This window comes from Bordetella sputigena (assembly GCF_965137885.1).
Lineage (GTDB): Bacteria > Pseudomonadota > Gammaproteobacteria > Burkholderiales > Burkholderiaceae_B > Bordetella_C > Bordetella_C sputigena.
In genome coordinates this window covers 1-12,013 of record NZ_CBCSCA010000030.1, presented here as the reverse complement: position 1 = coordinate 12,013, position 12,013 = coordinate 1, and the positions used below count along the sequence as shown (strand labels likewise).

General features: G+C 67.8%; 7 protein-coding genes and 1 pseudogene. All 8 read left to right on the top strand.

Translation table 11 applies throughout. The features are described from left to right. Positions 1-31 precede the first annotated feature (31 nt). Positions 32-138, top strand: a pseudogene (locus tag ACNA0R_RS27145) (hypothetical protein); the annotation flags it as partial. A 20-nt stretch (positions 139-158) separates the two neighbouring features. Beyond that, positions 159-451, top strand: a 293-nt coding sequence (locus ACNA0R_RS27140; protein ID WP_415829190.1) for a CopD family protein, incomplete at its 5' end; no start/stop codon positions are given. Positions 452-607: 156 nt separating this feature from the next. Continuing rightward, the gene (locus ACNA0R_RS27135) at positions 608-2,200 is read left to right on the top strand and encodes an efflux transporter outer membrane subunit (RefSeq protein WP_415829189.1); all 1,593 of its coding nucleotides are present in this window, start codon (positions 608-610) and stop codon (positions 2,198-2,200) included. Between the two features lie 30 nt (positions 2,201-2,230). Beyond that, a complete protein-coding gene (locus tag ACNA0R_RS27130; protein ID WP_415829188.1) occupies positions 2,231-3,520 on the top strand; it encodes an efflux RND transporter periplasmic adaptor subunit in 1,290 nt (429 codons plus the stop codon). After that, positions 3,517-6,756 carry an efflux RND transporter permease subunit gene (locus ACNA0R_RS27125; RefSeq protein ID WP_415829187.1) on the top strand — a complete coding sequence of 1,080 codons (3,240 nt, stop codon included), beginning with the start codon at positions 3,517-3,519 and terminating at the stop codon, positions 6,754-6,756. Before ACNA0R_RS27130 ends, ACNA0R_RS27125 begins: the two co-directional genes overlap by 4 nt. Positions 6,757-6,813: 57 nt before the next feature. Continuing rightward, positions 6,814-7,500, top strand: coding sequence for a heavy metal response regulator transcription factor (locus ACNA0R_RS27120; protein WP_415829186.1), 687 nt, complete (start codon positions 6,814-6,816; stop codon positions 7,498-7,500). Between the two features lie 78 nt (positions 7,501-7,578). Beyond that, complete coding sequence (locus tag ACNA0R_RS27115; protein WP_415829185.1) at positions 7,579-9,003, top strand: heavy metal sensor histidine kinase; 1,425 nt, start codon at positions 7,579-7,581, stop codon at positions 9,001-9,003. A gap of 602 nt (positions 9,004-9,605) precedes the next feature. After that, a partial coding sequence (locus ACNA0R_RS27110) for a pertactin-like passenger domain-containing protein (RefSeq protein ID WP_415829184.1) occupies positions 9,606-12,013 on the top strand: 2,408 nt, incomplete at its 3' end.

The following is a 12,013-nucleotide window of genomic DNA, read 5'->3' as shown; positions in this document are numbered from 1 at the left end:
CTACCAAGCAGCACACCACCCAAAGCCCCCAATGGATTTCGCCATCCTCTACACCTGGACCAAAATCCTCCACATCACCGCAGCCTTCATCTTCATCGCCGGCGTATCGGCCGTCTCGCTGATGCTGATCGCCGACCCNCCCGNCGCCCCCCACGCCNCCCCATCGGCGGCAAAGGCGCGCCGCTGGCAACGCATGATCACCACCCCCGCCATGGCGCTCACCTGGGCACTGGGCATCGCCCTCGCCATCCAGGGCCATTGGCTGAACGACGGCTGGCTGCACGCAAAGCTGGCCCTCGTCCTGCTGCTCACCGCCATCCATGGCATACAGGCCGGTACATTGCGGCGCCGCGCCGCCGGCAAGCACGCCGGCATGTGGCGCATCACGCCGCTCCTCGTGGCAACGGCCGTTATCGCCATCCTGGCGCTCGTGGTCGTCAAACCCTTCTGAACCGCCCCGCTGCACAGTGTGAAATCGCACACGAGCATCACCGCCCACCACGCGGCGGACACACTCGCGCCCGCACGCCCCACCCCATGTAACTGACAGATTTGTCAGGTCCAGGACAGCCTATCGTCCAGGCCCGCTTCGTACAGTGGCCGCATCATGATCGCCACTGCCCTGCCCGCGCCCCGCGCCCGGCGCCTCCCTTCCCTGTCCGCTGTCCTGTCGGCCCTGGCGCTGCTATCCGGCTGCGCCGTCGGCCCCGACTATGTGCGCCCGGACATGAACATCCCCGCCGCGTACAAGGAAACCCCGCCGCAAACCGGCGCCTGGAAAACCGCCCAGCCCGGCCAGATCGACACCCGCCAGAACTGGTGGGAAATCTACGGCGACAGTACCCTCAATGACCTGGAAACCCAGGCCACCAGCGCCAACCAGACCATCGCCCAGGCCGCCGCCCAATACCGCCAGGCGCGCGCCCTGGTCCAGCAGGCCCGCGCCGCCTTCTGGCCGCAACTGACCACCGGCGTATCCGCCGACCGCTCGCGCACCAACGGCAACAGCGGCAGCAAACTCGGCGACACCTATGCCGCGTCGCTGGATGCCGCCTGGGAACCCGACCTGTGGGGCGCCGTGCGGCGCTCCGTCGAAGCCAGCGACGCCAGCGCGCAGTCCAGCCAGGCCCAACTGGCCGCCGCGCGCCTCAGCGTACAGGCCACCCTGGCCCAGGACTACCTGCAACTGCGCGTCACCGACGAACTCAAGGCCTTGTTCGCCCGCACCATCGCCGCCTTCGAACGCTCGCTGAAACTGACCCAAAGCCAGTACAACGCCGGCGTCGCGCTACGTTCGGACGTCGCCTTGGCCGAAGCGCAGCTGCGCACGGCACAGGCATCGGCCATCGACCTCGATACCCAGCGCAACCAGCTCGAACACGCCATCGCCATTCTCATCGGCCGCGCGCCGGCCGACTTCACTTTGCCCCCCGCACCGGAAAGCTGGCAAGCCAAGGTCCCGCAAATCCCCGCCGGCGTGCCTTCGCAACTGCTCGAACGCCGCCCCGACATCGCCAGCGCCGAACGCCTGGCCGCCTCCGCCAACGCCCAGATCGGCGTCGCGCAGGCCGCCTATTATCCCGACGTCACCCTCAGCGCCGGCCTCGGTTTCAGCAGCGGCACGGCCGGCCTGGCGCAATGGTTCAACACCCCCAGCCGCATCTGGTCGCTGGGCGCCGCGCTGGCCGAAACGATATTCGACGGCGGCCTGCGCGGCGCCCGGGTCGACGAAGCACGCGCCGGCTTCGACGCCGCCGTCGCCCAATACAAGCAAACCGTCCTGGGCGGCTTCCAGGAAGTCGAGGACAACCTTTCCAACCTGCGCGTCCTGGCCGACGAAAGCGTCGCCCAGGACCAGGCCGTGACCGCGTCGCGACTGTCCGAACGGCTTGCCCTGGCCCAGTATCGCGCCGGCACCACCACCTATCTGACGGTAGTCACCGCGCAGGCCCTGACCCTGTCCAACGAGCGCACCGCCGCCGACCTGCTCGGCCGCCGCCTGCTGGCGAGCGTGGCCCTGGTCAAGGCGACCGGCGGCGGCTGGGACGCCGCGCGGCTCGGCGTTCCCGTGGCGGCCCGGGACGCGGACATGAACAACGCCGGCCCCAAGGTCGGCATGAGCGACACGCCCCGCACCGCCGGCGAGCCGGCCGCGCCCGCGGCGGCCGCCTCTGCCGGACGCATCAGCGTCGGCCACTGAACCCTGTATTGCAGATTGAGAGCGAAGATCATGGCAGATGCATTGTCCCGGCGCCGCGCCCGATACGCGGCTGTCACCGTGGCCCTGGCGGCCGTCGTCGCCGGCGTCTGGGGCGTCGGGCACCGGGCCGAATCGGCCGACGCGCCCGCGCCCAAAACGCCGCCCGTCATCGTCACCTCCACACGCGTCGAACAGCAGGACGTGCCCGTCTACCTGACCGGCGTCGGCACCGTCACGGCCAACCAGAGCGTCACCGTCAAGACCCGCGTCGACGGCGAGCTCGACAAGGTGGGCTTCGTCGAAGGCCAGGACGTCAAGGCCGGGCAGTTGCTGGCGCAGCTGGACCCGCGCGCGCTCCAGGCCCAGCTGGCGCAGGCCAAGGCCACCCAGGCCAAGGACCAGGCGCAGCTGCTGAACGCGCGCCTGGACCTGAAGCGCTTCACCCAGCTGACCAAGGAAGACGCCGCCACCCAGCAGCAGCTGGACACCCAGCGCGCCCTGGTCGCGCAGCTCGAAGCCACCGTGCAGATGGATGAAGCGCAGGTCGCCTTCGCGCAGGTGCAGCTCGGCTACACCACCATCACCGCGCCCATCAGCGGGCGCGTCGGCGCGCGGCTGGTGGATCCGGGCAATATCGTCCACGCCAGCGACGCCGGCGGCCTGGTCGTGATCAACCAGATCGACCCCATCTCCGTGATTTTCACCGTCCCGGAATCGGCGGTCGGCGACATCAATACCGCCATGGCGGACACCCCGCAGGGCCTGCCGGTCACCGCCCTGGGGCGGGAAACCAACCAGGCGCTGGGCGATGGCAAGCTGGTGCTGGTGAACAACCAGATCGACACCACCAGCGGCACCGTACAGCTCAAGGCCCTGTTTCCCAATCCGCGCCACGTGCTGTGGCCCGGCCAGTACGTCAATGCGCGCCTGCGGCTGTCCACCCGCAAACAGGCGCTGACCGTACCGGCCGCGGTGGTGCAGCGCGGCCAGAACGGCACCTATGCCTATGCCCTGGACGACCAGGGCGTCGCGCGCATCCAGCCCATCCGCGTGGCGATGATCCAGGACAACGTCGCCGTCGTGGATGACGGCCTGAAGGCCGGCGAGCGGGTGGTGGTGGACGGCCAGTACAAGCTGCGCCCCGGCAGCCACACCGTCGAATCGAAAACGTCGACCGCGATGGCGGGCCCCGCCGGCATCAGCGCGGCGGCGGCGAACACGGCAAACGCGGATGACGGCAAGGCGCCGGCGCCCGCCCGGCCTGGCAAGGCGGGCGAGCCTAACGCGGCCAATGCAGGCGTCAATGGGGCAGGCAAATGAGCATCTCCGCATCTTTCATCAAGCGCCCCATCGGCACCAGCCTGCTGGCCTTGGCGCTGCTGCTGGTCGGCATCGCGGCCTGGCCCCTGCTGCCGGTGGCGCCGCTGCCGCAAGTCGATTTCCCCACCATCCAGGTCACGGTGAACCTGCCCGGCGGCAGCCCGGAAACCATGGCGTCCAACGTCGCCCAGCCGCTGGAACGGCAGTTCTCATTGATCGCCGGCCTGTCGCAAATGACCTCGCTGAGCGGACAGAGCCAGACCCAGATCACCTTGCAATTCGACCTGGACCGCAGCATCGAATCCGCCGCCGTCGACGTGCAGGCCGCCATCAACGCGGCTTCCGGCCAGCTGCCGTCCAATTTGCCCAACGCCCCGACCTTCCGCAAGGTCAATCCGGCCGACGCCCCCATCATGATCCTGAGCGTGCAGTCCGATACGCTGCCGATCACCGAGGTCAACGACTACGCCGACAACATTCTGGCGCAGCAGATCTCGCAGATAAAAGGCGTCGGGCTGGTCAACATCGGCGGCCAGCAGAAGCCCTCGGTGCGCGTGCAGGTCGATCCCACCAAGCTCAAATCGCTGGGCCTGAGCCTGGAGGACGTGCGCAACGTCATCGCCACCACGACCGTCAACCAGCCCAAGGGCACCATAGACGGCCCCACGCAAAGCTTCACCACCTATACCAACGACCAGTTGCTGAAGGCCGCGCAGTGGAACGATATGGTCCTCGCCTATCGCAACGGCGCGCCCATACGCGTGCGCGACGTCGGCGTGGCGGTGGATGGACCGGAGAACAACAAGCTGGCGGCCTGGGCCTATGCCGGTCCCGCCGCCGAGCCCGGCAATACCATCACCAACGGCCGCGGCATCGTGCTGCAGATCAGCAAGCAGCCGGGGGCGAACGTCATCGACACCGTCGACGCCATCAAGGAAGCCATGCCGCGCCTGCGCGCCGCCATTCCGCCCACCGTGCAGGTCAACACCATCATCGATCGCACCGCGAACATCCGCGCGTCGGTGCAGGATGTCGAGTTCACGCTGATCCTGACCATCGTCCTGGTGGTGATGATCATCTTCGTTTTCCTGCGCGACATCGCGGCGACGCTGATTCCCTGCGTCACCGTGCCGCTGGCCCTGATGGGCACGGCCGGCATGATGTACGTGGCCGGCTTCAGCCTGGACAACCTGTCGCTGATGGCGCTGACCATCGCCGTGGGCTTCGTCGTCGACGATGCCATCGTCATGCTGGAGAACATCTATCGCCACGTCGAGGACGGCATGGGCCCGCTGGAGGCCGCCTACAAGGGCGCCGGCGAGATCGGCTTCACCATCGTGTCGATTTCCGTGTCCCTGGTGGCGGTATTCATCCCGCTGCTGCTGATGGGCGGCATCGTCGGCCGCCTGTTCCGCGAGTTCGCCGTCACCGTGACGTTGACCATCCTGGTGTCGGTCATCGTCTCGCTGACGCTGACGCCCATGCTGTGTTCGCGCTATTTGAAGAACCAGCACGGCCGCCGGCACGGCCGCCTGTTCATGCTGTTCGAACGCGGCTTCGACGCCATGCTCGCGGGCTACAAGCACGGTTTGCAATGGGTGCTGCGGCACCAGCGCATCACCCTGCTGAGCTTCATCGCCACGGTGGCGGTGACCGGCCTGATGTTCGTCACCATACCCAAGGGCTTTTTCCCGCAGCAGGACACCGGCTATATCTTCGGCTTCGCGCAATCGTCGCAGGACTCGTCCTTCGCCGCCATGAACCGCCGCATGGTGCAGCTGGCGGATATCGTGCGCCAGGACAAGGACGTGGCAGCCTTCGGCATGAACGGCGACCAGACGCAGTTCAATACCGGGCGCTTCTACATCGGCCTGCGCTCCAAGGAAGACGGCCGCACCGACAATGCCGATGAAGTCATCCGCCGGCTGCGTCCGAAAGTCGCCCAGGTGGAAGGCGTAACGCTGTACATGCAGGCCGGCCAGGACATCAACGTCGGCGGCCGCCTGTCGCGTACCCAATACCAGTACACCTTGACCGACTCCAACCTGGACGAGCTGAACGAATGGGCGCCCCGGCTGGCCGCGCGCTTCGCGCAGCTGCCGCAGCTGACGGACGTGGCATCCGACCAGCAAAGCAACGCGCCCACCGCCACCTTGACCATAGATCGCGCGCGGGCGTCCAGCTTCGGCATTTCCCCGGCGCTGATCGACGCCACCATCTACGACGCCATCGGCCAGCGGCAGGTGGCGCAGTACTTCACGCAGCTGAACAGCTACCACGTGGTGCTGGAAGTGACCCCGGCGCTACAGCGCGATCCCTCGCTTTTCAGCAAGCTGTATCTGACTTCGCCGATCACCGGCGAGCAGATTCCGCTGTCCACTTTCGTCAAGCTGGACACCACCGGGACCAACTACCTGGCCATCAACCACCAGGGACAGTTTCCCGCGGTGACGCTGTCGTTCAACCTGGCGCCTGGCACCTCGCTGGGCGAGGCCGTGCAAGCCATCGACGCCGCGCAGACGGAGATGGGCGTGCCCGCCACGCTGATCGGCTCCTTCCAGGGCGCGGCCAAGGCCTTCGGCGATTCGCTGAAATCGCAGCCCTACCTGATCGCCGCCGCGCTGATCGCCGTCTACATCGTGCTGGGCTTCCTGTACGAAAGCTATATCCATCCGCTGACCATCCTGTCCACGCTGCCTTCGGCCGGCCTGGGCGCGCTGCTGATCCTGCGCGCCGGCGGCTACGACCTGAGCGTGATCGCCCTGATCGGCATCATCCTGCTGATTGGGATCGTCAAGAAGAACGGCATCATGATGATCGACTTCGCGCTGCATGCCGAGCGCGAGCATGGCATGTCGCCCCAGGAAGCCATCTACCAGGCCTGCCTGCTGCGTTTCCGTCCCATCATGATGACCACCATGTGCGCGCTGCTGAGCGGCCTGCCGCTGATGCTGGGCAACGGCCAGGGCGCGGAACTGCGCCGGCCGCTGGGCTACGCCATGGTCGGCGGCCTGATCGTGTCGCAGGCGCTGACGCTGTTCAGCACGCCGGTGGTCTACCTGTACCTGGACCGCGCGCACTATTGGTATCTGCGCCGCAAGGAAGCCCGTGCGGCGCGCAAGGCGGCGCGGCAGACGGACCGCGCCGGCGGGTCCGGCAGCCCGGACGGCCTGAACAGCCAGGACGGCCAGAACGGCCCTGACGGCGCCCACGGCCAGCCCGTGGTGCAGAAATAGAGTAAAAGAACCGCACCCCGCAAACCGTATCACCATGTCGCGCGCCAGCCCCCCGCCATGAAAATCCTGATCGTCGAAGACGAGCTCAAAACGGCCGACTACCTGCACAAGGGCCTGACCGAGCAGGGCTGCGCCGTCGACCTGGCGCACAACGGCGTCGACGGCCAGCATCTGGCGGTGGAGCATGCCTACGACGTCATCGTCCTGGACGCCATGCTGCCGGGCCTGGACGGCTTCCAGGTGCTGCGCGAACTGCGCCGCTTCCGCCAGACGCCGGTCATCATGCTGACGGCGCGCGACAGCGTGGAAGACCGCATCCGCGGCCTGCAGGACGGCGCCGACGACTATCTGGTCAAGCCCTTCTCCTTCCTGGAGCTGCTGGCGCGCCTGCAGGCCCTGACGCGCCGCGGCCGCACCCAGGAACCCATGCACCTGCGCATCGGCGACCTGCAGATCGACCTGGCCAGCCGCAAGGCGCAGCGCGCGGGCGTGCGCATCGACCTGACCGCCAAGGAGTTCGCCCTGCTTGCCGTGCTGGCCCGCCGCAAGGGCGAGATCCTGTCCAAGACAGCGATCGCGGAGCTGGTCTGGGACATGAACTTCGACAGCAACGTCAACGTCGTCGAAGTCGCCATCAAGCGCCTGCGCGCCAAGATCGATAGCCCCTTCGGCACCCGCCTGCTGCATACCATCCGCGGCATGGGTTATGTGCTGGAACAGCGCGACGACGCGCCGCCCGAATGACGCCACGAATGACGCCACGATTGACGTTGCGAATGAACGCGGACCGGAAGCCGCTGCGAAACCCCGAATGAACCCCCCATGAAACCCGAAGCGAAACCCGAAACGCAGCCCGCCGCGCGGGCCGCTCGCGGCGGCCGCTCCATCACCACCCGGCTGGCGCTGATGTTCGCGTCGGTCGCCCTGCTGACGTTCTCGCTGATCGGCGCCGCCCTGTACGGCGTCCTGCGCGCCGAACTCGCGCGCCAGCAGACCGAGGTCCTGAACACCACCGCCAACGAAATGCTCTACGCGCTGAACCGCATGGGCAATACCGAACGCTGGAGCCGCGCCGAAACCAAGATGGATACGCTGACGCCCGCCGACGGCAGCCTGCGTTTCTGGATACTCAGCCCCGATCCGGCCTATGCCTACGGCAAGGACGTGCCCGCGGCGCTGGGGCTGACGCCGCCGCCCGACGGCTTCGGCAGCGTCGCCATCCCGGGCCGCGAGTATCCCATGCGCATCCTGGTCCGCACCGTACCGGCGCTGCAGGACCGTCCACAGGTGAAGTTCATCGTCGGCATCGAAACCGCGCCGTATTTCCATACCCTGCATAGCTTCCTGATCGCGCTGGCCAGCCTGCTGCTGTCCGCCGTCGTGCTCATCATGTTCCTGGGGCACTGGGTCGCGCGCATGGGCTTGCTGCCGTTGCAACGCCTGTCCAACGAGGCCCGCACACTCAGTCCGCGCCACCTGGCCCAACGGCTGGACGTCGCCACCCTGCCCATCGAACTGGCCGACCTGGCCGGCGCCTTCAACGGCGCGCTGGGCCGCCTGGAGACCGCCTACACGCGGCTGGAGGCCTTCAATGCGGACGTTGCGCACGAATTGCGCACGCCATTGACCAATCTGATCGGCCAGACCCAGGTTGCGCTGTCGCGCCGCCGCAGCGCGACCGACCTGGAGGAAGTGCTGCAGTCCAATCTGGAAGAGCTGGACAGCCTGCGCGCCATCGTCAACGACATGCTGTTCCTGGCGCGCGCCGACCAGGGCGAGGCCGCCACCGGACTGGTGCGCACGCCGGTCGCGGCCGAAGTCGGCAAGACGATAGAGTTCTTCGAGTTCGTGCTGGACGATATGCGGCTGGCCGTCGACATCGAGGGCGACACCCGGGCCGAGGCATCGCTGGATACCGCGCGCTTTCGCCGCGCCGTGACCAATCTGCTGCAGAACGCCATCCAGCACACCGCCTGCGGCGGGCGCATTACGGTGCGTATCGATCCGCAGCCCGGCAGCGTGCGCGTCGCCGTTTCGAATCCGGGCGCGCCCATCGACCCCATCCACTTGCCGCGCCTGTTCGACCGGTTCTACCGCGTCGACGCATCGCGCCACGCCAAGGGCGACACCCACGGCCATGGCCTGGGCCTGGCCATCGTAAAGGCAGTGGCGAGCATGCACGGCGGCGATGTGTTCGCCAGCAGCGACAACGGCATCACGACAATAGGGTTCAGCGTACTGGCCTGACCCAGCGCGCCGCTTGCCGCCGGACTACGCGTAAACCCGCGGTTTCATGCGTCATTTCAGTAATGCTGGATTGCATTTCCGGCCTTGCCTGCCCGGCTCGTACGAGACTGAGTCTTATAAATTGTGCAGACCTGGAATTCCTGCCGCGAGCCGGAACGCGACTCTCAAGCTCGCGACGAACGGGCGTCCGAGTGACAGAACCCGGTTGCACATAAATAGAGTCTGGTCGTAGAGTCCGCCGCTTCATGAATTCGCTTACCTTCCCCCCGCATCTCCCGCCTATCCCTGTCGTAAACACACGCGCGGCATTTCCGCCGCGCGCAAGCCGGCCATCCTGCGACCGCCGCGAGCATCACGCGCCGCGGCCACGGTAAGGGATAGCCGGAACCGGCAAGCTCCCCACCCCTGTTCATTCTTCCTGTAGCGCCGCGTCTTGCAGCGGCGCCGCCAGTGTCTTCGTGCGCCTTGCAAAGGCCGATCGCGCAGCGGTGTTTCGCGCGCCGCCGCGCGGCCCGCGCGCTTCACATCCTTCCATTTCCCCCTTCACCAGAGAGTACGCAGCACCGATTCGCCCCCAAACCTTCCAGCGCTAAAGGAGCAGTATGTCTTACCCGCAACACCCTGCATCCCCGCCATCGTCGTACCCGCATTCGATGTTTCAGCGCTTCCGCCTATCCGGCGGAATTCCGGTTTCCTCCCTTGGCCAGTTGCCATGGATCCGTCGCGCCCTGTACGGCGCGACTTCGTTCGGCTTGTTGGCCTATCCTCCCGATCCCGTTTATGCCGGTGGCGGGATCAGGCATTACGGGCCATCCGGCACCACCATAGAAGCCACCCGCGGCGATGCCGGCGGCATGGCGCGCGTGCAGGGGCCTGTCGTCACGCGCGGCGCGGGCGAGCACGCCGTCCAGGCCTTGCACCCCGGCTCCGCCGTTCTGTCGGGGCTCTTATCGACCAGCGGGGACGACGCCTACGCGGTGTATTACGGCGCAGGCACCCGGCTGGTCATCGCCGACGCGGACCTGGCCACAGGCGGCGCGCGCGCGCACGCCGTGCAAGGCATGAACGGCATGGCTGGCATGACTGGCATGAACGGCGCGGCCGCCGGCGCGGCGCCTTCCTTGCTGGGTGAACTGGCGCTGCAACGCGGCACGATCACGTTGCACGGTCCGGACAGCACGGGCGTCCACGCGGCCGTTCCCGTCGTCCGCCTCGGCCGGCCGCTACAGCCCACCGGCAACGCGACGCTGTGGAGCATGGGGTACACCAGCCAGGCCAGCGCGCACAACCCGGACGTGCGCATCCTCGGGCAGGCCCCGCGGAATACGGGCGTTTCCATACACGGCCGCCGGCGGCTGGAGCTCAACGGCGTCGGCATCTCCCTGCGGGAAACCGGCGCGGTCGCGATGTCGGTCGGCGCCACCGCCCGCGTCGACGGCAGGAACGTCGGCATCGCGGCGACCGGTCCCGATAGCTTCGGCCTGCGCGTTCGCGGGGATGCCGCGCGGCGCGACGATGCGGCGCGCTGCCCGGTGCCGACCAAAGTCCACCTGGCGGATGGCTTCATCGCCATGGCGGGACGCAATTCGCCGGCGGTAGAGGTCGTGCGCGCGCAGGTATCCCTCAAGGACGTCGCCGTCACGACGTCCCAGGACGCCCGCTTCGCGGTTGGCAACGAAGCCGGCGTGTTCCGCATGCAGGCCACCCAGGGGCGCGGCACGCTGCGCAGTGCGGGTTCCGCGCTGGCTGCGTGGACCGGCAATGACAGGGAAACGGCCCGCTTCGATTTCCGCAATGTGTCCATCCACAGCGGATCCGCCAGCCTGCTGGAGGTCGGCCGCGATCGCGGCGACAGCGGGCCGGCGCTGCCGGCCCACGTCGAACTGGCATTGGACGACAGCGACGCGCGCGGCCGCATCTGGAGCGGCGACCCGGACGCGCCCCGGGTGGACGTCAAGCTGACGCGCGGCGCCTCATGGCAAGGCCATACGGATATCGGCCGGACCGTCACGGTGGCGAGCCGCGGCGAATGGAAGCTGGATGGGGATTCCACCGTCCAGCGGGTGGTGCTCGACCAGGGAACGGTGGCTTTTCGCGAGCCCGATCCGGCAGCCGACGAACGCGCCGGGCCGGCTCATGCCAAACGCGGTTCCACCCATACGTTGGAAGAACCCTACTCGCGGCTGCCCGGCGCGAGTACGCAACCCACGTTCCACCGGCTGCACGTACTGCAGGACATCGAGGGCAAGGGCACCGTGCATATGCGATCCGATACGGCGCTGGGCACGGGAGACAAGATCGTGGTGGACGGCGCCATACGCGGCAATGTCACAGTGGCGGTGCGCGACACGCGCGCGATAAGCGAAGTCGTGACCTCCGTGGCGTTGATCCATGCGGCGAACGACGGCGGCGCCACCTACACGCTGGCGAACAATGCCCCGCGCGTCATGCTCGCCGGACATGCCTTCCAGCTGCAGAAGCAAAGGGCCGCCGACAGCGCCGCCGTGACCGTGTGGGCCGTGCCGGAAGGCGCGCCCTTCATACGCGGCCACGATACGCTGGATCTGCCGCCGCCGGGCAGTGGCCAGGTTGTGGTGGCCGAGGCCGCGCCGGTATCGCATGGCGGCGTCGATTACATGCATCTGCCTCCGCCGGGCGACACGGGCGACGTGATGGTGGCCGAGATGCCGGCGGGATTCCAGGGCACCTTCGACGCCTACGATCCTCCGCCGCCCAGGGAGCCGGCCCCGCCCGTCATCGGTCCCGCCCCGGCGTTCGGCGAAATCGAGCGCAAGCAGGAACGCGAAATCACCGTCGCAAGGCCGCCGGCCGGCGACACACCGCCAGGACACGGCGACAATCCGGTCCGCATTACGCTTGAACAAGACATCCCCGATCGGACTCGCGCAGGGCCGCCTGAAATCCTTGGCGCCCCGCCGCCCGGCACCGGGCCCACGCCGCCTCGCCGGCAAGGACCGGAGGCGGACCGCGATCCGGATCGTGTACCGGC